Below are 19,182 nucleotides of genomic sequence, written 5' to 3'. Positions count from 1 at the left end.
GTAGCTTCGTCCGCACAGAGTGCACGGATATCTAGGGAAGGGACTCCCAAATGGCTGTAAGCCTGTCCAAGGGTGGCAACGTCTCGCTCACCAAGGAGGCTCCGGGCCTGACCGCCGTCACCGTGGGCCTCGGCTGGGACGTCCGCACCACCACCGGCACGGACTTCGACCTGGACGCCTCCGCCATCGCGGTCAACACGCAGGGCAAGGTCTACTCGGACGCCCACTTCGTCTTCTTCAACAACAAGCAGACGCCGGACAACTCCATCGTCCACACCGGTGACAACCGCACCGGCGAGGGCGCGGGCGACGACGAGGCGATCAACGTCAACCTGGCCGCGCTCCCGGCCGACGTCGACAAGATCGTCTTCCCGGTCTCCATCTACGACGCGGAGAACCGCGGCCAGAACTTCGGCCAGGTCCGCAACGCCTACATCCGCATCGTCAACCAGGCCGGCGGCGCCGAGATCGCCCGCTACGACCTGTCGGAGGACGCCGCCACCGAGACGGCGATGGTCTTCGGCGAGCTGTACCGCAACGGCGCGGAGTGGAAGTTCCGCGCGGTGGGCCAGGGTTACGCCTCGGGCCTGGTCGGCATCGCCCAGGACTTCGGCGTCAACGTCTGATCGGCACCGCCCCGGCGAAGACCCCCCGGGCCGCGCACCCGCCCGGCCCGGGGGTCCTCCCCCTCACGCCACCCGGGGGAAGCGGGCCTGCAGCGTCCAGATCGCCGGGTTCTCCGCGAGGTCCTCGTGCAGGTCGGCCAGGTCGGCGACCAGGTCGTGCAGGAAGTCGCGGGACTCGCGGCGCAGTTCGGCGTGGGAGAAGGTGAGCGGCGGCTCCTCGGCCGGCATCCAGTCGGCCTCGATGTCCACCCAGCCGAAGCGGCGCTCGAACAGCATCCGGTCGGTGGACTCGGTGAAGTCCAGCTCCGCCCGCTGCGCCCGGGCGGCACGGGAGCCCAGCGGGTCCCGGTCCAGCCGCTCCACGATGTCGCACAGCGCCCACGCGAAGTCCAGCACCGGCACCCATCCCCAGGCTGTGGACAGCTCCCGGTCCGCCTTGGTGTCCGCCAGGTAGACGTCCCCGCAGAACAGGTCGTGCCGCAGCGCGCGCACGTCCGCACGCCGGTAGTCGGTCTGCGGCGGGTCCGGGAAGCGGTTGGAGAGGGCGTAGCCGATGTCGAGCACCCACCGATGGTGTCACGGCCCCCGGGTCGGACGGGAACGGCCGGTCCGGTCATAAGATCACTGACATGTCCAGATCCGCGCGCTGCGTCCCGGCCGTCGCCGCGCTCCTCGCTCTCGCCCTGACCGGCACCGCGTGCGGCGGAGGCGTCCACGGCACGCCCGGCGGCACCGGGCTGCGCGACCCCTACTTCCCGAAGGCGGGCAACGGCGGCTACGACGTGAGCCACTACGCCCTCACCCTGGACTACACCCCGCGCACCCGCCACCTCGTCGGCAAGGCGGTCATCACCGCGCGCGCCGCCAAGGACCTCTCCGCCTTCGACCTCGACCTCAGCGGGCTGCACGTCGACGCGGTCACCGTCGAGGGCAAGGACGCCCGGGTCAGCCGCGCCGGCCAGGAGCTCACCGTCCGCCCCCACGACGACCTGACCAAGGGCGAGACCTTCACCACCACCGTCCGCTACTCCGGCACCCCGCGCACCCTCACCGACCCCGACGGCTCCAAGGAGGGCTGGCTGCCCACCGCCGACGGCGCCCTCGGCCTCGGCGAGCCGGTCGGCTCCATGGCCTGGTTCCCGGGCAACCACCACCCCTCGGACAAGGCGGCCTACGACATCACGGTCACCGTCCCGGACGGCCTGCAGGCCGTCTCCAACGGGGAGTTGACCGGCCAGAGCAGCCGGAACGGCCGGACGACGTACTCCTGGCACACCGGCCGGCCGATGGCGAGCTACCTCGCCATCGTCGCCGTCGGCCACTTCACCCTCACCCACACCGAGGGCCCGCACGGCCTGCCGGTGCTCACCGCCGTCGACCCCACGCAGGCCGCGGCGAGCAGGAAGGTGCTCGCCAAGCTCCCCGCGATCCTCGCCTGGGAGGAGTACAACTTCGGGCCGTACCCGTTCTCCTCCGCCGGCGCGATCATCGACCGCCCGAACGACATCGGGTACGCCCTGGAGACGCAGAACCGTCCCGTCTTCCCCGGCGCCCCGGACACCTCCACCCTCGTCCACGAACTCGCCCACGAGTGGTACGGCGACTCGGTCACCCCGAAGAGCTGGCGGGACATGTGGCTCAACGAGGGCTTCGCCACCTACGCCGAGTGGCTGTACGACGAGGACCACGGCGGCAAGTCCGCCCAGCAGACGTTCACCGACCTCTACCACGGCGACCACGAGGCCATCTGGGCGTTCCCGCCCGCGAAGCCCTCGGGCGCCGACCACATCTCCGACAGCCCCGTGTACGAGCGCGGGGCGATGGTCCTGCAGAAGATCCGCCAGAAGGTCGGCGACGACGCCTTCTACGACATCATCCAGGGCTGGGCCGCGAGCCACCGGTACGCCACCGCGAGCACCGCGGACTTCACGGCGTACGTGGAGCGGAAGGCCCCGGGCAAGGACTTCCGGGAGATCTGGCGGGACTGGCTGTACGGAGACGGAAAGCCGGACCACCCGTAGCGGGCGGTCCGGCCACCGTGCTGCCGTACGTGAGCGGCTAGTTGACGTTCACGGCCTTCCAGGCCGCCGCCACCGCGTTGTACTCCGCGCTGCCCGACCCGTACAGGTCGGCCGCGGCCTGCAGGGTGCCGGTGCGGGCGCTCGCGTAGTTGGTCGTGGAGGTGAAGTACGTGGTCAGGGCCTTGTACCAGATCTGGATGGCCTTGTCCCGGCCGATGCCGGTGACCGCGGCTCCGGTGTAGGTCGGGGAGTTGTAGGAGACGCCGTTGATCGTCTTGGCGCCGCTGCCCTCGCTCAGCAGGTAGAAGAAGTGGTTGGCGACGCCCGACGAGTAGTGCACGTCGAGCCGGCCGACCGACTTCGACCAGTAGTCGGCGGAGCTGCCGTCCTTGCTGGGCTTGTCCATGTAGCGCAGCGGGGTGCCGTTGCCGTTGATGTCGATCTTCTCGCCGATGAGGTAGTCACCGACGTCGGAGGCGTTGTTCGCGAAGAACTCCACCGAGGTGCCGAAGATGTCGGAGGTGGCCTCGTTCAGGCCGCCGGACTCGCTGCGGTAGTTGAGCCCCGCCGTGGACGCGGTCAGGCCGTGGCTCATCTCGTGGCCGGCCACGTCGAGCGAGGTCAGCGGGTCGGCGTTGTTGGCGCCGTCGCCGTACGTCATGCAGAAGCAGGTGTCGTCCCAGAAGGCGTTGACGTAGGCGTTGCCGTAGTGGACACGGGAGTAGGCGGCCTTGCCGTCGCCGGCGATGCCGTTGCGGTTGAACGCCGTCTTGTAGAAGTCCCAGGTCTCCTGCGCGCCGTAGGCGGCGTCGACGGCTGCGGTCTGGCGGTTGGAGACGGTGCCGTTGCCCCAGGCGTCGTCGGCGTCGTGGAACAGGGTGCCGGTGCCGCTCGTGCCGCCGTTGAGGTCGTACGTCTTGTGGCCGCCGCGGCCGCCGTCGATCAGGTCGTAGCCGCCGGAGGCGGAGGCGGTGGTGCCGATCGTGACGGTGCCGCTGTACTGGCTGGTGCCCGTGCCGGTGTCGATGGCCTGGTAGGAGTAGATCTTCTTGCCGGTGGTGGCGTTGGTGACGACGTGCAGCTCGCTCGGGGTGCCGTCGCGCTGGACGCCCTTGACGACCGACTCGTAGGCGAGGACCGGCTTGGCACCGGCCGCCCAGACGACCTTGCGGGAGTTCGACGCGGTGGCCTCGGCGGTGCCGGCGGCCTTGAGGGCGGCCTTCTTGGCGCCCGCCGGGCTGACGGCCGCCGTGGTGGTCGGCACGGATATCCGGGCCTTGGCCGCCTTCGTGACGCTCTTGAGGGAGCCGTTCTTGGCCACGTGGGTGACCAGGTCGCCGCCGAGGACCGGCAGGCCGGCGTACGTCCGCTCGTAGCGGGTGTGGACCGTGCCGTTCGCGTCCTTGACGACGTCCCGCACGACGAGCTTCTCCCGGGCGCCGAGTCCGAGCTCGTGCGCGGTCGTGCCGGCGGCCTTCTGGGCCGACGCGATGGCGGCCGCCCGGGCCGAGGCGCTGAGGGGGAGCGCCGTGGCGCCGGGGGTGTGCGCGGGGGCGGCGGTGGCCGCACCGCTCTGCAAGGCGAGGACGACCATCGCGGCCGAGCCGACCAGGGCGGTGGCGCGCACGGCGGTCTTGCGGGAGGTGCGGGAGGCGTGGGGCTGCTGGCTCACTCGATCTCCTTCTGGGGCCGGCCTCCGTGGGGGCGGAGACGCGGGCGTGTCACAGCGGATGCACAGCGTTGCGGCGGGTGGGGAGAGAGTGACACCAGTAACCGGCCGTTTGACAGAGGTCGGTCAACTCTTTACCTGTTCGTGTCCGAAACCCGTGGCCGGAAATCCGCTATCCGAACGCCTCGATGATCGACAACTCCCGCTCTTTTCAGCGCACTTGAGCGGTTCGACGTCACACCCGCCAGACCAACCCCGATAAGCCACTCGACAACATATGCCGGTCGTCGATATATATAGCGGCATGAGTGACCGACCGCTTCAGGAGCCGACGCTGCTCCTGCTCACCGCCCTGGCCGACGAGCCCAGGCACGGTTACGGACTGATCCAGGAGATCGACGCGATCTCCCGGGGCCGCGTGCGGATGCGCACCGGCACCCTGTACGGCGCGCTGGACCGGCTGCTCGGCCAGGGCCTGATCCGGGTCGAGCGCGAGGAGGTCGTCGACGGCCGGGCCCGCAAGGTCTACGCCCTCGCCGAAGCGGGCCGCACCGCGCTGGCCGCCGAGGCGGAGCGGCTGCGCGCCGTCGTCGCCGAGGCGGAGCGCCGGCTGGCCGCACGTCACACCCCCGCCGCCCGGACGAAGGGAGCCCTGGCATGACGCAGCAGCCCCCGCCTCGCGCCCTCCGCTGGGCGCTGCGCCTCCACCCCGCCGCCTACCGCACCGAGCACGGGGCCGAGTTGACCGCGATCTACGCCGAGGCCACGCGGGACGCCGGCCCGCTCGGCCGGCTGCGCGAGGCGCTCGACGTCGCCGCGCACGGCCTGCGGCAGCGCACGGGCCTCAGCTCCGACCGGACCGCCGGCCGGGTCCTGGCGCAGGCGGCCCCGCTGACCGTCGCCGTCGCGACGGCGAGCAGCGTGGCGAACGTGTTGTGGCTCCTCGACCCCGCGGTCCGCGACCCGCACTGGTCGTCCTCGCTCCCGGACGTGCTCCTGCTCGCCGACCAGGGCCTCGTGCCGCTGTTCTGGCTGGCGGCGCTCACGGCCGTCTGGGCGGGACGCTGGAGCGCGGCCCGGGCCCTGGTCCTGCCGGCGACGGTGCTGCGGCTGGCCGACCTGCCCCTGCTCCTGCTCGCCCGCTTCTTCCACGCCGCCTACGCGGTCGCTGCGGTGAACGTGATCGTGCCGCTGCTCACCTGCGCCCTCGTCCTCGCCGCGCCCAGGGACCTGCTCGGCTCCTCCCGGCCGCAGCGCGCCGCGATCGCGGGCACCACCGCCCTGGCCGCCGCGCTGTGGACCGTGCAACTCGCGGACATCCACTACCCGTTGGCGGGCGGCCCCGGCATCGCCCCCACGCTCTGGGTCGCCGTCTTCGCGATCGCTCTGATCCTCAGCGGACGGGACCGGTTGCCTGCCGCGGCTCTGGCGGTGGCCCTGCTTCCCGTCGCACTGCAGAAGACGGTGTGGGTGCTGAACCCGCTGTCCCCCGCGGGCGTGGGCGCCGTGCTCGTGGTGCTGCTCAGCGGCGCGTTCACCCTCGTGCGGGCACGCCGGCACCGCGGGCGGGTGTCGCCGCCGAGCGCGGCATAGCGGAGTTCGGGGCCCGGCCGGCGGCGACGATCCGGCAAGGGCGTCCGCCGGGGCCGGTCTCAACCCTCCTGGGCGTCCAGCATCCGCGCCAGCCCCGGCGGCCACACCGGCTCGGCCTCCTCGGCCAGTTCCTGCCGGCTCCACCAGCGCCAGGTGAGGATGCCGTCGGCGGCGTGGGCGGCGGCCAGCCCGTGCCCGGTGGGCTCGCGGCGCGGGCCGTGGGCGACGTAGACGTGCTCGTGCTGGCGCACGGGGACGTCCATCCGCGTGAAGTCGTGTTCCCAGGTGCACAGCAGCGGGCCGGGCTCCAGGTCGGTCCAGCCCGTCTCCTCGGCCAGCTCCCGCAGGGCGCCCTCGCGCGGGGTCTCCCCCTCCTCCAGCCCGCCACCGGGCAGCGCCCAGTGGACGCCGACCTCGGCGTTGTCGTACCGGAACAGGAGCACGGCGCCCCCGGCGTCCACGACGGCGACCCGGGCCGCCCGCCGGGGCGTGCGCAGCACCTTGCGCAGGACCGCGCAGGGACGGCCGAGGGCGTGGTCGGGCCGGTGGTCGATCACCTCGTACCCGAGGGCGGTCCAAAAGGCCATGCCCTTGGGGTTGTTGCCGAGTACCGCGAGCCGCACGGCGCCGCGTCCGGCCGCCCGGAAACGGTCCTCGACCAGCGTGGCGATCCGCCGCCCGTACCCCTTGCCGTGCGCGGCCGCGTCCACCATCAGCAGCCCGATCCAGGGGTCCGGATCGGCCGGATCGGGATGCCGGCCCAACGTCATCACGAGCCCGACCAGCCGCCCCTCCACCCGCGCCAGCAGCACCTCACCACTCGGCTGCGCCAGTTCCCCGGCCACCTCGGCCGCGACCTGCTCCGCCCGCACGTCGTCCGGGTCCGGGAAGTCCCCGCTGAGCGCGAGGAACTCCCGGTTGGAGGCGTAGAGGGCCGTGAGCTCGGCGAGGAGGGCAGCCGGGATGTCGTGGTCCGGGCGGAGGGGGGTGAGGATCACTTCTTCAGCGCCTCGACGAAGGGGGCGAAGACTTCGGCGGGGAAGGTGAGGGTGGCTCGCGCCGGGTCTTTCGAGTCGCGAATGGCTATGTGGGACGGAGAGTCCGCTATCTCTACACAGTTGTTGCCGTCGTCAGGGCCCGAGTAGGAGGACTTCCGCCAGTTGTCCATGAGGCGCCTCACAGCTCCTTCGCCAGCCGGTTAATGAGGTCACGCGACTGTCCTTGGTCGAGTGCTACGGCCTCTACCTTACGGAAGCGCGTTCGAAAGACGCCGAGCTGTGCTTCGGAGTCGATGAAGGCCGAACCATGGGGTACGTCGCGGACAACGGTGTCCAGCTTGGGGACGAGGCCTCCCGCGTACGTCATGACGCTGGCGGCTCCGGCAAAGCCATCGAGGTCGAAGGGAATGACCCGTAGGGTGATGTGGTCCGCCTCCGAGCGCTCCAGGAGTGCTACGAGTTGAGCTCGGGAAGCGGCCCGGTCACCGACCCTGATGCGCAGGGCCGACTCGTGAACAACCAGCTCGTACGGGACCGTGATCTACTGGCGCCTCATACGATGCCGGACACGCAGCTCAAGCTCCTCGGACGTGAGTTCCGGAATGCGTGCGGAGAAGACCGCACGGGCGTACTCCTCCGTCTGGAGCAAGCCGGGCACGTAGACAATCGAGACCTCCCGCAGGAATGTGGCGTGATGCTCGAGTTCGGCGAGGTCCAGGAAGGACGTGGGCAGTAGCTGGCGGTACTCCTCCCACCAGCCACGCGTCCGGTCCGTGGCCATAGCGACCAGGGCGTCGACGAACTCCTCGTCCGTGCAGGCGTAGTGACAGGCGAGGCGGCGCAGTCGCTGCTCACTCACCCCGGCGAGCCCGGCTTCGATCTGGCTCATCTGAACCCTGTTCGCGCCGAGCAGCGCTGCCGCCTCGACAGCGGTGAGCCCCGCCGCCTCGCGCATGCGGCGCAACTCGATCCCCAGACGCAACTGACGTGCTGTTGCTTCGCGCCTCAGGACCATCAGTGCTCCTTGGATCAGCTCGTTCGGGGGTAGATTACGCGATCCACTTGCTCCGACTTACATGTAAGCCCTACGTTCAGTCACGCGACGCGCACGCAGTGGAAGCGCGTCTAATTCCCCTTTCACTGAACGGAGTTGCTGCCGCATGCCCGAAACCTGGGACTACACCCTTTACATCCCCAACGACCTCAGAGCCGTCACGATCTCGCGCCGCACCCTGCGCCTGATCCTCACGATGCACGGCCTGATCGGGCTGCTCGACACGGCCGAACTCCTCGCCACGGAGCTGGTCTCCAACGCCGTACGCCACACCAAGGGGCCGGCCGCCCTCAGAGTCCGCCGGACCCCGGAGGGCGTGGTGTGGATCGGGGCCTGGGACACCGACCCCGCACCACCGCAACCCCCACGCCCCTTGGAGCAGGTGACCGACTTGGAGGACGGCCGGGGACTCGGGCTCGTTCGGGCCTGCGCCGACTACTGGGGCTGGCAGCCCTCGGCCCGGTTCGGCAACCGGGGCAAGTACGTGTGGTGCGAACTCGCGGCGGCCTAACTCGTTGATCACGTCGACCGACCGAAAGGAGAGCTGATGGTCAGCTCGTCGCACGAGGCGATGCACCGGCAGCCGCCCTGCGGACCATCGACCCCGACAGCGCCGCGGTATTCGTACAGTTCGTCGACTCCTGCCTGGCCGACCCCCAGGCGAAGCAGATGTGGAGGGACCTGATGACGGCGATCCAGTACTTCTGGCGACACCCGCTGGCCGAGCAGGTACGTGAAGAAGGCCGCGAGGAAGGACGCGAGGAAGGACGCCTCCACGAGTGCCGTGAAATGGTTCTCCGCATCCTGGAGTGGCGGTCCGTACCGGTGTCCGACGCCGTCCGTGAGCGGGTGAACGACTGCACCGACCTCGGCCGGCTCGAAGTCTGGGCCCAGCGGGCGGTGCACGCCAAGGACGCCGAAGAACTGTTCGCCGGAGACTGATCCGGACGAAGAAGCAAGCGGGGATCAGGGCCCCACCCTGATCCCCATCTCCGCCGCCAGCGCCGGAGCCAGGTCCAGTAGCTGCCCCGGGGTGATCAGTGCCCCGGAGAGGCGGTCCAGGCCGCGGGTGATCTCCAGCGGAGCGGCCCCGCGCAGGTCGACGTCCTTCAGGGTCGCGCTGCGGAAGTCGGCCTCCTTCAGGGCGCAGTCGACGAACTCCACGCGCTCCAGGCGGGCGCCCGCGAAGTCCGGCTCGGCCAGGACGCAGCCCTCGAAGACGACGTCCTTGAGCCGGGCCTCGCGCAGGTTGAGGTAGTCGATCTTGCCGCCGCGGATCACGACCCGCTCCAGCACGGCGCCGTGCAGCTGGGTGCCGCCCAGGCGGGGGTCGAGGAGTTCGACGTCGCGGAGGGTGGCCTCGGCCAGGTCGGTGCCGATGCCCCGCAGGCCGGTGAGGACCGAGTCCAGCACGCGGGCGCGGCTCAGCGTCGCCTCGTCCACGGCACAGCCCGTCAGCACGCAGTCCATGAACCGCGCGCCCGCGCCGTCCTGCCCGGCCAGGTCCGCCTCGCGGAACTCCACCCCGTCGTAGTCGCCGTCGGGCTCGAGCTCGCCGCCCGTCCACGGCTCCAGGGGCGGCAGCCGCAGCTCCGGCCGCCGCGCACCCTTCACCCGTGCCCCGTCGCCCGTACCCGCCGCACCGCCCGTACCCGCCGCACCGGCCGCACCCGCCGCTCTTCTCGCCATGGCCCCATGCTGCACCCCGCCACTGACAGTCCGGCCGGCGCGGGCCACCACGCGCGGATGTCACATTCCCGCGCCCTCGCGCGTCCAGCGGGCAGCCGGCGTGATGCCCGGCCGCGAGCGATCCTGAAGGAGCTGAACGTGAAGAGCGACTCCTTGCGCCGAGGCGCAGGTGCGATACGTGCAGATTCGTGGTCTTCTGGCCAGATGAGTATCGGCCGAAAGGGTGATCCTCCGCCCACGGAAGCCGCGGGCCCGGCCGCAGCCGAAGGAGCCGATCCGCACCGGTGGTGGGGCCTGGTCGTCATCGCCCTAGCCCAGCTCATGGTGGTGCTGGACGCGACGATCGTGAACATCGCCCTCCCCTCCGCCCAGCGCGCCCTGCACATGTCCGACGGCAACCGGCAGTGGGTGATCACCGCCTACACCCTGGCCTTCGGCGGACTGCTGCTGCTGGGCGGCCGGATCGCCGACCTGGTCGGCCGCAAGCGCACCTTCGTCATCGGGCTCGCCGGCTTCGCCGTCGCCTCCGCGCTCGGCGGCGCGGCCACCGGTTCCGGGATGCTCTTCGGCGCCCGCGCGCTGCAGGGCGCGTTCGCCGCCCTCCTGGCGCCCTCCGCGCTGAGCCTGCTGACCACGACGTTCACCGACCCCCGCGAGCGCGGCAAGGCCTTCGGCATCTACGGGGCGCTCGCCGGCAGCGGCTCGGCGATCGGGTTCATCGTGGGCGGCCTGCTCACCGAGTACCTGAACTGGCGCTGGTGCCTGTACGTCAACGTGCCGATCGCCGTCGTCGCCGTCCTCGGCGCCTTCGCCCTGCTGCGCGACCGGCCCGGGCATCGCGAGGCCCGGCTCGACGTGCCCGGGGTGCTGCTGGGCTGCGGCGGGCTGGTGGCGGTCGTCTACGGCTTCAGCGAGGCCCAGCCGCGCGGCTGGACCGACCCGCTGGTGCTCGCGCTGTTCGCGACCGGTGCGGCGCTGCTCGCCGGCTTCGTGTGGTGGCAGAACCGCGCCCCGAGCCCGCTGCTGCCGCTGCACATCGTCCGGGACCGCGACCGCGCGGGCTGCTTCCTGACGATGATGCTCGCGACCATCGGCATGTTCGGGCTGTTCCTGTTCATGACGTACTACCTGCAGGTCATCCTCGGTTACTCGCCGGTCCGCGCGGGCCTGTCGTTCCTGCCGCTGACGGCCGCGATCATCACCGGGTCCACCCAGATCTCGGCCCGGCTGCTGCACCACGTGCCGCCGCGCCTGCTGATGGTGCCGGGCATGCTGCTCGCCGCGTCCGGCCTGCTGCTGCTCACCCGGATGACCGTCGGCTCGTCGTACACCGGTGAGATCCTGCCCGCCCTGCTCCTGATGGGCCTCGGGATGGGCCTGACCTTCATGCCGGTGTTCGCCACCGCCACCGCGGGCGTCGCCCCGCGCGACTCCGGGGTCACCTCGGCGACCGTCAACACCTCCCAGCAGGTGGGCGGCTCGATCGGCACGGCCCTGCTCAACACCGTCGCCACCACCAGCGGCACCGCCTACATCGCCGCCCATCTGCGCAGCCCCGCCGACAAGGCGACGGTCGTCCCGGCGGGCGTCGTCCACGGCTACACGGTCGCCATCTGGTGGGCGGCCGCGGTGATGCTCCTGGCCGGGCTGGTCGCGGGCCTGATGGTGACGGCCAGGGCTCCCAAGCACGGGGCATCGGCGAACGCACCGGTTACGTCGGCGGTCACGCACTGAACAGGGGCGTGGCAGTGCGTCAGGCGCGGGCCGAGGCCAGCTCCGGCTCCGGCTCCGCATCCGGTTTCACGGGAAGCGCGGCCGCGCGGCGGGGCAGCAGCAGCGGGGTCGCCAGCAGCAGGGCGCCGGCCAGGCCGATCGCGGTCCGCACGCCGAGCAGGCCGCCCAGCACGCCCCACAGGGCCGTCAGGAGCGCGGTCGAGGCCTTGGTCGTCACCGACCAGGCGGACAGAGTGCGCGCGACCCGGCCGGGCGCGGTGCGTTCCAGGCGGTAGGTGGCCGAGACGGGGTTGAAGACCCCGCAGCAGAAGATCAGCCCCAGCTCGACGCCCATCACCAGCAGCAGCCCTCCGCCGCCCGGCCACGGGAAGGCCAGGCCGACGGACCAGAGCGCGCGCAGCGTGCCGGCCACGGCCAGGACCCGGTGCTGCCCGAACCGGGTGACGAGCGGCCGGGCCAGCCGCGAACCGATCAGCCCGCCGATCGAGGGCGCGGCGAAGGCGAGGCCGTACTGCCACGGCGTGAACCCGAGCCGGCCGAGCAGCAGGACGGCCAGCAGCGGCTCGACGGCCATCACCAGGCCGTTGAACAGGGCGGTGTTGAGGAACAGCGCACGCAGCGCCGGGTCGGCGAGGATGTACCGCCAGCCGTCGAGCAGGTCACCGGCCCGCAGGCGCGCGGCGTCCCGGCGCTCGGGTCGCGGCTCCCGGCCGCCCATCGCGCCGAGGCCCAGGGCCGAGAGCAGATAACTGACCGCGTCGGCCACCACCGTCGCCACCGGGCCGAGGAGCCCGATCGCCGCGCCGCCCAGCGGCGGTCCGACGATGGTGGTCGTCCAGGCGGTCGACTCGAACCGGGCGTTGGCGACGAGCAGGTCCCCGGACGGCAGCAGCGTCTTCAGATACGCGCCGGACGCGGCGCGGAAGGTGATGTCGGCCGCCGCGACGACGACCGAGACCAGCAGCAGCTGAAGGAAGGTGAGCGCGCCGAAGGCGAACGCGGCGGGGATCGTCAGCAGCGCCGCGCACCGCGCCAGGTCCATCGCGATCAGCACCGGCCGCTTGCGGCGGAACTCCACCCACGGGCCGAGCGGCACCGCCACGGCCGCGCCCACCGCGGTCCCCACGGCGGAGAGCGCGGCGACCTCGGCCGGCCCGGCGTGCAGCACCCGGACGGCGATCAGCGGGAACGCGCCGAAGGCGAGCCACGTACCGAGCGCGCTGGTCCCGTACGCTCCCCAGAGCCACCCGAACCGCCGCCCCAGCCGCCGCCCGTTCCCCATCCCCGACGCCCCTCGCCGCTCACCCGCACAACCGATCCGCGATCGGAAGCATCAAAGCGGGCTGCCCGTCGGCAGATCAAACAACCACGAGGCCGCCCAGCCACAACCACCGGTTGTACCCCTAGGGTGTCGGCATGGACCTCGACACCGTGCGGACCTTCGTCGCCGCCGCCGACGCGGGGCGCTTCCAGGAGGCCGCCGCCGAGCTGGCGATCAGCCAGCAGGCCGTCTCCAAGCGCATCGCCGCGCTGGAACGCGGCCTCGGTGTGCGGCTGTTCACCCGCACCGCGCGCGGCGCCGAGCTCACCATCGACGGGCAGGCGTTCCTGCCCCACGCACACGAACTGCTGCGCGTCGCCGAGCGCGCCGCCGCCTCCGTGCGCACCGGCCACCGTCCGCTGCGCGTCGACATCCTCGCCTCGCGCGGCGCGGCGTCGGGGCTGATGCGCGGCTTCCACCGCGCGCACCCGGAGATCGACCTCGACGTGGTGATGCTGCTCGACATGGACACGGCCGTCGCCGCCCTCCGCTCCGGCACGCTCGACGCGTCCTTCCGCGCCGTCGGCGCGCCCGGCCGGCCCCTGCCCGAGGACATCGCGTACGTCCGGGTGCTCGACGAGCCGCTCGAACTGCTGACCGGCCCCGCCCACACGCTGGCGGGCGCCCGGTCGGTGCCCCTGGCGCGGCTCGCCGGGCACCGGATCTGGATGCCCGGCCTCACCCCCGGCACCGAGTGGACCGCCTACTACGACGACCTCGTCGCCGAGTTCGGCCTGACCATCGAGGCGACCGGACCCAACTTCGGCTCCGACGCGCTCCTCGACACCGTCGCCGACACCCCGGCCCTGGCCACCTTCATGGGCGGGCACACGCGCCTGGTCTGGCCGGCCGGCCACGGCCTGCGCCGCATCCCGGTGACCGACCCGACCCCGGTCTACCCGCACGCGCTCCTGTGGCACCGCGACAACCCGCACCCGGCGCTGGCCACCCTCCGCGCCCACCTCGCCGCCACGACGGCGGGCCACGACGCCGCCGGGACCTGGACACCGGCCTGGGCGGCCCCGCGCTGAACGCCGCCGCGCGGGCCGATCCCCGTCAGCCCCGCCCCGCCACCCGGTCCGCCACCCGTGCCAGGCGGGACGACTCCGTGCTCGGGTGGAGGCGTTCGCGCCGGTCGGCGGCGCGGTAGGTGGCGTACATGCCCTGGACGCCCAGCCAGCGCAGGGGCTCCGGTTCCCACTTGCGGACCTCGTGGTTGACCCAGGGCAGCCCGGTCAGCTCGGTGGGGCCGGCCTGGCCGGAGTCCTGCTGGACCAGGTCGCGCAGGGTGCGGGCGGCCAGGTTGGTGGTGGCGACGCCCGAGCCGACGTAGCCGCCCGCCCAGCCGAGGCCGGTGGCCCGGTCGAGGGTGACGGTGGCACACCAGTCGCGGGGGACGCCGAGGACGCCGGACCATGCGTGCTCGATCCGCACCCCGGCGAGGGCGGGGAAGAAGCGGGTCAGGATCTCCCGCAGCGCCTCGACCGTCTCCGGCTGGGTGCGGCCGTCGTTGTCGGTGCGCGAGCCGAAGCGGTACGGCACCCCGCGCCCGCCGAGCGCGATCCGCCCGTCGGCGGTGCGCTGCGCGTACATGTAGGCGTGCGCCATGTCGCCCAGGGTCTCGCGGCCCGCCCAGCCGATCGCCGACCACTGCTCCTCGCTGAGCGGCTCGGTGGCGATCATGGAGGAGTTCATCGGCAGCCAGGTGCGCCGCTGGCCCTTCAGGGAGGCGGTGAAGCCCTCGGTGCAGCGCAGGACGTAGGGGGCGCGGACCGTGCCGTAGGGGGTCACGGCGTGCTTGGGGCGGATCTCCGTCACCGGGGTCGACTCGTGGATCGTCACGCCGAGCGCCTCGACGGCCGCCGCGAGGCCCTTGACCAGCTTCACCGGGTGCAGGCGGGCGCCGTGCGGGGTCCAGGTGGAGCCGACCGCGTCCGCGACCCGGATCCGCTCGGCGGTCTGCCGGGCGCCGTACAGTTCGCGGTCCTTCTCGCCGTACGCCAGCTCGTGCGCGTGGAAGGCCTTCAGCCGGGCCAGCTGGGCGGGCGTCGTGGCCACCTCCAGCACTCCGCCCCGGTGCACGTCGGCGTCGATGCCCTCGGCCTCGGCGACCCGGATCACCTCGGCGACCGTGTCGTTCATCGCCCGCTGCAGGCGTACGGCGGCCTCGTGGCCGTGCAGCTTCGCGTACCGGTCGCGGCCCGCGACGCCGTTGTACAGCCAGCCGCCGTTGCGGCCGGAGGCGCCGTAGCCGCAGAACTTCTGCTCCAGCACGGTGATGCGCAGGAAGGGGGCGGCCTTCTTCAGGTAGTACGCGGTCCACAGGCCCGTGTAGCCGCCGCCCACGACGACGACGTCGGCGGTCGCGTCCCCGGGCAGGGGCTCGCGCACCGCGGGAAGGCCGTCGTCCGCGTACCAGAACGAGATGCCGCCGTTGACGACACCGGTTGCCGAGCTGCTCATGCGCCGGACGTTAGCCCCTGAGGGCGGCCAGTGTCTCCTTCGGATTCCATGCTTTTCCGCGGCTCCTGACCAGCGGATAGCAGCCCAGCCCGATCAGTACGGACAGGAAGTGCCCGAAGTCGGTGAAGGTGCGGCTGGTGGCGAGCGGCACCACGTAGAACGCCAGCACGGCCGCCAGGTACGGGTAGCGCCAGGGCGGGGCGATCCGGTAGGTGAGCACGGCCATCACGCCCGCGAGCGCGTAACTGACCCCGATGTCCAGGGTGTTGACAGCGTAGTGCGGGGCGTGGCCGTCCCTGATGGCCACGAGCAGGGCCAGCTCGCTGATCAGCGTCGCGAGCACGTGCGCGGCCACGCACACCGCCAGCCAGCGCAGGGTGCCGAGCCAGCGCTCGGCCTGGGCGTGGAAGACGGTGTAGAGGACGGCGTACGGCAGCCAGTGGCCGCTGTCGATCCACATCGCGCTGGTGATCAGCACCCGCACCGGGTTGCGCGACAGCTCGTGGATGTTGGTGGAGCGCTGCCGCAGGAAGTCCTCCTCGAAGTCCGGCGACATGTGGTGCAGGGCGACGGTGGTGAAGAACAGGACGGTCAGCCAGACGCAGGTACCGGGCGCGCTGCGCACGTAGGCCGCGGCCGCCCGGAGTCCACGCCGAAATCCGCCGACCCGGTTCATGACCGCCAGTATCGTCGGCCCGGTGATCGAGGTGCCCGGTGAGCTGGCCGCTTCTCAGGAAAAATTCAACGGGGCCGCGGGACGGGCGTTCGTCGCCGGCCTGCCCCGGCGGGCCGAGGAGTTCCTGCGCCGCTGGGAGCTGCGGCGCGACGGGCCCGCGATGCACGGGCTGTGCGCGCTCGTCCTGCCGGTCCGGCGGGCCGGCGGCGGCCGGGCGGTGCTCAAGCTGCAGCTGCCCGACGAGGAGAACGCGGGCGAGGCTGCGGCGCTCGGCGCCTGGGCCGGGGACGGTGCCGTACGGCTGCTGGAGCACGACGGGCCGACCCGCACCCTGCTGCTCGAACGGCTGGACGAGCGCCGTGCGCTGACCGGGGTGCCGGACGCCCGGGCGGCGGTGGAGGTGCTGGCCGTGCTGCTGGCCCGGCTGACGTCCGTGCCGGCCCCGGCGGGCCTGCGCCGCCTGGGCGACATCGCGCAGCGGATGCTTCAGCGGGCGCCCTGGGCGCTCGGCCGGATACCGGACGTGGCGGACCGGCGCCTGGTCGCGGACTGCGCGGCCGCCGTGCGCGAGGTGGCCGCCGAGCCCGGCGACCGGCTGCTGCACTGGGACCTGCACTACGGCAACGTCCTGGCCGCCGAGCGGGCCGCATGGCTGGCCATCGACCCCAAGCCGCTGGCCGGCGACCCCGGCTTCGACCTGCTCCCCGCCCTCGCCGACCGCCACGACCCCGCCGACACCGCCTGGCGCTTCGACGCCCTGACGGCCGCGCTGGGCCTGGACCGTGAGCGGGCCCGGGCGTGGACGCTGGGCCGGGTGCTGCAGAACAGCCTGTGGGACATCGCCGAGGGAAGGCCACCGGAACCGGTACGGCTGGCGGTCGGGCGGGCGCTGCGGGCATGAGCCGGCGACTCGCGCGGACATCTGCCGGCCCCTCCCCCGCACGCCCGGCCCCGCGGAGCCTCCCGGCGGGGCGGACGGCCCCCGGCGGAGGCGGGTCCGTGCACCCTGAGGAGCGGGCCGCGCGGGCCGCCGGGCAGGTCCGGGGCACGGCAGCGCTGACACGCCGCCGGACGGAGTATTCAGACTGAATGGGTATAAGCAGGTCATATCGTCCGTGATATGCATAAATGTCACATCGCTTACCTCGCGTGCACCGCCGCCCTCGTCGGCGCGGTACTGGGCGCGGCCCCCGCGGCGGCCGACCAGACGAGCCCCCTTCTGCACACCACCCACGTGGTCGGCCCGGGGCAGTCGATCCAGAAGGCGGTGGACGCGGCACGGGCCGGGGACACCGTCCTCGTACTCGCCGGCACCTACCACGAGAGCGTCAAGATCGGCACTCCCGGCCTCACCCTGCGCGGCGTGGGACCCGAGACGGTGATCAAGCCGGGTGCCAAGAAGACCGCCACCACGACCGCCGCCAAGGCCGCCGACAGCTGCGCCGAGGGCGGCAACGGCATCTGCGTCCTGGGGACCAAGACCGCGAACGTGCAAGGCGTCACCGTCGCCAACCTGACCGTCACCGGCTTCAGCCGCACCGGCGTGTTCGGCATGGCCACGGACACCATGACCGTGCGCGGGGTGTACGCCGTGAAGAACGGCGTGTGGGGCATCGCCCAGGAGCGGTCCGTGCGCGGCGTCATCCGCAACAACCACGCCACCGGCAACGGCGACGCGGGCGTGTTCCTGGCCAACACCATCAAGGAAGAGGCCGGCGCCTACGACGCCGGCCAGACGCTGGTCGTGCACAACCGCATCGAGGGCAACCGCATCGGCGTCACCGTCCGCCGGCTGCGCGACCTGACCGTCGCGGGCAACTACATCTCCGGCAACTGCGCCGGCGTGTTCGTCGTCGGCGACGAGAACAAGCCCAAGGCCGGCGACCTGGCCGTGGCCGCCAACCGCATCGTCCGCAACAACAAGTCCTGCCCGGCCACCGACCGGCTGCCCGCCCTGCAGGGCTCCGGCATCGTGCTGACCGGCGCCGAGCAGACCCGGGTCACCGGGAACCTGGTCACGGGCAACACCGGCGCCTCCCCGCTGTCCGGCGGCATCGTGCTGTTCAAGAGCTTCGTCGGCGTGACCAGCGACGACAACCGCGTCGACTGGAACGTGCTGCGCGACAACACCCCGGCCGACCTGGTGAACACCGACCCGGGCAAGGGCAACGCCTTCGACCGCAACACCTGCCGGGCCTCCAGGCCCGCGGGCCTGTGCTGACCGCCCGCCCCCTGCCGCTGCTGGACCGACGCAAGCCGAAGAGAGAGAAAGGGCGGCCCATGACGTCCGCTGAAACAGCCCCACCCCCGCCCATGCGGCTGCGGGAGCTCGTCTTCGGGGCGGCCTGCGCCGCCGCCGTCCGGGCCGCCGCCCGGCTGGGCGTCCCCGACGCCCTCGGGGACGAGCCCATGACCGCGGACGACCTCGCCGCCGCGGTGAGGACCGAGCCCAAGCCGCTGCGCCGGCTGCTGCGGGCGCTGTCCTGCTACGGCGTCTTCGCCGAGCGCCCGGACGGCACCTTCGCGCACACCGACATGTCCCGGCTGCTGCGGGAGGACGACCCGAACAGCCTGCGCGCCATCGCCCTGTGGTGCACCGAACCGTGGACCTGGGACGCCTGGCCCCGGCTGGACGAGGCCGTGCGCACCGGGAAGAACGTCGTGGAGGACCTCTACGGCAAGGAGTTCTTCACCTACCTCAACGAGGACGCCCCCGACTCCGCGGACGTCTTCAACCGCGCCATGACCCGCTCCAGCGAGCAGTCGGCGCGGGAGGTCGCGGCCCTGCTGGACCTGTCCGGCGCCAAGTCGGTCGCGGACATCGGCGGCGGCCAGGGGCACGTGGTGGCCTGCCTGCTGGACAAGTACCCGCGGATGCACGGCAGCCTGCTGGACCTGCCGCGGGTGGTGGACAACGCCCTGCCCCGGCTGCGCGACGGCGGCGACCTCGCCGACCGCGCCAAGATCGTGCCCGGCGACGTCCGCGAGGCCGTACCGGTCACGGCCGACGTCTACATCATCAAGAACATCCTCGAGTGGGACGACGAGTCCACCGCCCGCACCCTGCGCAACGTCGTCGAGGCGGGCGGCCCCGGCACCCGGGTCGTCGTCATCGAGAACCTCGTGGACGACACCCCCTCCATGCGCTTCAGCACCGCCATGGACCTGCTGCTCCTCCTCAACGTCGGCGGCGCCAAGCACACCACCGACTCCATGGTCGGCAGGCTGACCGCGGCGGGGCTGCACGTGGACGACACCCGGCCGGTCAACCCGTACCTGCACGCGTTCGACTGCCACGTCCCGGGCTGACCCGCACCCCCGCGAACACCGGCCGCCGG

18 protein-coding genes and 2 pseudogenes are annotated in these 19,182 nt (G+C 72.4%); 11 read left to right on the top strand and 9 right to left on the bottom strand.

Going from position 1 to position 19,182, the window contains the following annotated elements:
* The first annotated feature begins 50 nt into the window (after positions 1-50).
* Positions 51-626 (top strand): TerD family protein, encoded by a 576-nt coding sequence (locus tag AQJ66_RS08140; protein WP_061918604.1) that lies wholly within the window; start codon positions 51-53, stop codon positions 624-626.
* A gap of 63 nt (positions 627-689) precedes the next feature.
* On the opposite strand, the gene AQJ66_RS08135 is transcribed toward AQJ66_RS08140, so the two are convergent.
* The gene (locus tag AQJ66_RS08135) at positions 690-1,190 is read right to left on the bottom strand and encodes a hypothetical protein (protein ID WP_061918602.1); all 501 of its coding nucleotides are present in this window, start codon (positions 1,188-1,190) and stop codon (positions 690-692) included.
* Positions 1,191-1,255: 65 nt separating this feature from the next.
* On the opposite strand from AQJ66_RS08135, the gene AQJ66_RS08130 reads away from it, so the two are divergent.
* Entirely contained in the window at positions 1,256-2,647 is a 1,392-nt protein-coding gene (locus AQJ66_RS08130) for a M1 family metallopeptidase (RefSeq protein WP_167359151.1), read from the top strand.
* Positions 2,648-2,684: 37 nt separating this feature from the next.
* Here AQJ66_RS08130 and AQJ66_RS08125 read toward each other — a convergent pair whose 3' ends face one another.
* A complete protein-coding gene (locus AQJ66_RS08125) occupies positions 2,685-4,241 on the bottom strand; it encodes a M4 family metallopeptidase (RefSeq protein WP_079060164.1) in 1,557 nt (518 codons plus the stop codon).
* Positions 4,242-4,620: 379 nt separating this feature from the next.
* On the opposite strand from AQJ66_RS08125, the gene AQJ66_RS08120 reads away from it, so the two are divergent.
* Complete coding sequence (locus tag AQJ66_RS08120) at positions 4,621-4,977, top strand: PadR family transcriptional regulator (RefSeq protein ID WP_061918598.1); 357 nt, start codon at positions 4,621-4,623, stop codon at positions 4,975-4,977.
* On the top strand, positions 4,974-5,909 hold the full coding sequence (locus AQJ66_RS08115) for a hypothetical protein (RefSeq protein WP_061918596.1): 936 nt from the start codon (positions 4,974-4,976) through the stop codon (positions 5,907-5,909). The genes AQJ66_RS08120 and AQJ66_RS08115 overlap by 4 nt, the downstream gene beginning before the upstream one ends.
* 59 nt (positions 5,910-5,968) lie before the next feature.
* On the opposite strand, the gene AQJ66_RS08110 is transcribed toward AQJ66_RS08115, so the two are convergent.
* The 3 genes and pseudogenes from AQJ66_RS08110 to AQJ66_RS08100 form a co-directional block, all read right to left on the bottom strand.
* A complete protein-coding gene (locus AQJ66_RS08110; RefSeq protein WP_061918594.1) occupies positions 5,969-6,907 on the bottom strand; it encodes a bifunctional GNAT family N-acetyltransferase/NUDIX hydrolase in 939 nt (312 codons plus the stop codon).
* Positions 6,904-7,077: a DUF397 domain-containing protein gene (locus AQJ66_RS08105; RefSeq protein WP_061919345.1), complete on the bottom strand. Its 174-nt coding sequence runs from the start codon at positions 7,075-7,077 to the stop codon at positions 6,904-6,906. Before AQJ66_RS08105 ends, AQJ66_RS08110 begins: the two co-directional genes overlap by 4 nt.
* Positions 7,078-7,085: 8 nt before the next feature.
* Positions 7,086-7,922 (bottom strand): annotated as a pseudogene (locus AQJ66_RS08100) (helix-turn-helix domain-containing protein).
* 145 nt (positions 7,923-8,067) lie between these two features.
* On the opposite strand from AQJ66_RS08100, the gene AQJ66_RS08095 reads away from it, so the two are divergent.
* Together AQJ66_RS08095 and AQJ66_RS08090 are read left to right on the top strand one after the other, a co-directional pair.
* Positions 8,068-8,472, top strand: a complete 405-nt coding sequence (locus tag AQJ66_RS08095) for an ATP-binding protein (protein WP_061918592.1) — start codon at positions 8,068-8,070, stop codon at positions 8,470-8,472.
* A gap of 68 nt (positions 8,473-8,540) precedes the next feature.
* Positions 8,541-8,903, top strand: a pseudogene (locus AQJ66_RS08090) (hypothetical protein); the annotation flags it as partial.
* Between the two features lie 24 nt (positions 8,904-8,927).
* Here AQJ66_RS08090 and AQJ66_RS08085 read toward each other — a convergent pair.
* Positions 8,928-9,650 carry a pentapeptide repeat-containing protein gene (locus tag AQJ66_RS08085; protein ID WP_107118893.1) on the bottom strand — a complete coding sequence of 241 codons (723 nt, stop codon included), beginning with the start codon at positions 9,648-9,650 and terminating at the stop codon, positions 8,928-8,930.
* A 204-nt stretch (positions 9,651-9,854) separates the two neighbouring features.
* Here AQJ66_RS08085 and AQJ66_RS08080 point away from each other — a divergent pair, with 204 nt between their 5' ends.
* Complete coding sequence (locus AQJ66_RS08080) at positions 9,855-11,384, top strand: MFS transporter (protein WP_061918588.1); 1,530 nt, start codon at positions 9,855-9,857, stop codon at positions 11,382-11,384.
* A 19-nt stretch (positions 11,385-11,403) separates the two neighbouring features.
* On the opposite strand, the gene AQJ66_RS08075 is transcribed toward AQJ66_RS08080, so the two are convergent.
* Positions 11,404-12,666, bottom strand: coding sequence for an MFS transporter (locus tag AQJ66_RS08075; protein WP_061918585.1), 1,263 nt, complete (start codon positions 12,664-12,666; stop codon positions 11,404-11,406).
* Positions 12,667-12,800: 134 nt separating this feature from the next.
* Here AQJ66_RS08075 and AQJ66_RS08070 point away from each other — a divergent pair, with 134 nt between their 5' ends.
* Entirely contained in the window at positions 12,801-13,736 is a 936-nt protein-coding gene (locus AQJ66_RS08070; protein ID WP_061918583.1) for a LysR family transcriptional regulator, read from the top strand.
* Between the two features lie 25 nt (positions 13,737-13,761).
* Here the strand turns inward: AQJ66_RS08070 and AQJ66_RS08065 are convergent, their stop codons facing one another.
* The gene (locus AQJ66_RS08065; RefSeq protein ID WP_061918581.1) at positions 13,762-15,168 is read right to left on the bottom strand and encodes an NAD(P)/FAD-dependent oxidoreductase; all 1,407 of its coding nucleotides are present in this window, start codon (positions 15,166-15,168) and stop codon (positions 13,762-13,764) included.
* Between the two features lie 10 nt (positions 15,169-15,178).
* The gene (locus tag AQJ66_RS08060; RefSeq protein ID WP_208611311.1) at positions 15,179-15,844 is read right to left on the bottom strand and encodes a rhomboid-like protein; all 666 of its coding nucleotides are present in this window, start codon (positions 15,842-15,844) and stop codon (positions 15,179-15,181) included.
* On the opposite strand from AQJ66_RS08060, the gene AQJ66_RS08055 reads away from it, so the two are divergent.
* The 3 genes from AQJ66_RS08055 (at position 15,843) to AQJ66_RS08045 (ending at position 19,153) form a co-directional block, all read left to right on the top strand.
* Positions 15,843-16,745 carry an aminoglycoside phosphotransferase family protein gene (locus AQJ66_RS08055; protein ID WP_061918580.1) on the top strand — a complete coding sequence of 301 codons (903 nt, stop codon included), beginning with the start codon at positions 15,843-15,845 and terminating at the stop codon, positions 16,743-16,745. The genes AQJ66_RS08060 and AQJ66_RS08055 overlap by 2 nt on opposite strands.
* A 219-nt stretch (positions 16,746-16,964) precedes the next feature.
* Positions 16,965-18,065, top strand: a complete 1,101-nt coding sequence (locus tag AQJ66_RS08050) for a right-handed parallel beta-helix repeat-containing protein (RefSeq protein ID WP_061918578.1) — start codon at positions 16,965-16,967, stop codon at positions 18,063-18,065.
* 59 nt (positions 18,066-18,124) lie between these two features.
* Positions 18,125-19,153: a methyltransferase gene (locus AQJ66_RS08045; protein ID WP_061918576.1), complete on the top strand. Its 1,029-nt coding sequence runs from the start codon at positions 18,125-18,127 to the stop codon at positions 19,151-19,153.
* Positions 19,154-19,182: the final 29 nt, after the last annotated feature.

This window comes from Streptomyces bungoensis, from assembly GCF_001514215.1.
Lineage (GTDB): Bacteria > Actinomycetota > Actinomycetes > Streptomycetales > Streptomycetaceae > Streptomyces > Streptomyces bungoensis.
This window is presented reverse-complemented; position numbering and strand designations above follow the sequence as displayed.

What these genes read in the sequence shown, in the direction of transcription:
- AQJ66_RS08070 (WP_061918583.1), top strand. Translation starts at nt 12,801, where the DNA reads ATGGACCTCGACACCGTGCGGACCTTCGTCGCCGCCGCCGACGCGGGG.
- AQJ66_RS08140 (WP_061918604.1), top strand. Translation starts at nt 51, where the DNA reads ATGGCTGTAAGCCTGTCCAAGGGTGGCAACGTCTCGCTCACCAAGGAG.
- AQJ66_RS08105 (WP_061919345.1), bottom strand. Translation starts at nt 7,077, where the DNA reads ATGGACAACTGGCGGAAGTCCTCCTACTCGGGCCCTGACGACGGCAAC.
- AQJ66_RS08120 (WP_061918598.1), top strand. Translation starts at nt 4,621, where the DNA reads ATGAGTGACCGACCGCTTCAGGAGCCGACGCTGCTCCTGCTCACCGCC.
- AQJ66_RS08060 (WP_208611311.1), bottom strand. Translation starts at nt 15,844, where the DNA reads ATGAACCGGGTCGGCGGATTTCGGCGTGGACTCCGGGCGGCCGCGGCC.
- AQJ66_RS08050 (WP_061918578.1), top strand. Translation starts at nt 16,965, where the DNA reads ATGCATAAATGTCACATCGCTTACCTCGCGTGCACCGCCGCCCTCGTC.
- AQJ66_RS08095 (WP_061918592.1), top strand. Translation starts at nt 8,068, where the DNA reads ATGCCCGAAACCTGGGACTACACCCTTTACATCCCCAACGACCTCAGA.
- AQJ66_RS08080 (WP_061918588.1), top strand. Translation starts at nt 9,855, where the DNA reads ATGAGTATCGGCCGAAAGGGTGATCCTCCGCCCACGGAAGCCGCGGGC.
- AQJ66_RS08125 (WP_079060164.1), bottom strand. Translation starts at nt 4,241, where the DNA reads ATGGTCGTCCTCGCCTTGCAGAGCGGTGCGGCCACCGCCGCCCCCGCG.
- AQJ66_RS08115 (WP_061918596.1), top strand. Translation starts at nt 4,974, where the DNA reads ATGACGCAGCAGCCCCCGCCTCGCGCCCTCCGCTGGGCGCTGCGCCTC.
- AQJ66_RS08075 (WP_061918585.1), bottom strand. Translation starts at nt 12,666, where the DNA reads ATGGGGAACGGGCGGCGGCTGGGGCGGCGGTTCGGGTGGCTCTGGGGA.
- AQJ66_RS08085 (WP_107118893.1), bottom strand. Translation starts at nt 9,650, where the DNA reads ATGGCGAGAAGAGCGGCGGGTGCGGCCGGTGCGGCGGGTACGGGCGGT.
- AQJ66_RS08055 (WP_061918580.1), top strand. Translation starts at nt 15,843, where the DNA reads ATGACCGCCAGTATCGTCGGCCCGGTGATCGAGGTGCCCGGTGAGCTG.
- AQJ66_RS08045 (WP_061918576.1), top strand. Translation starts at nt 18,125, where the DNA reads ATGACGTCCGCTGAAACAGCCCCACCCCCGCCCATGCGGCTGCGGGAG.
- AQJ66_RS08130 (WP_167359151.1), top strand. Translation starts at nt 1,256, where the DNA reads ATGTCCAGATCCGCGCGCTGCGTCCCGGCCGTCGCCGCGCTCCTCGCT.
- AQJ66_RS08065 (WP_061918581.1), bottom strand. Translation starts at nt 15,168, where the DNA reads ATGAGCAGCTCGGCAACCGGTGTCGTCAACGGCGGCATCTCGTTCTGG.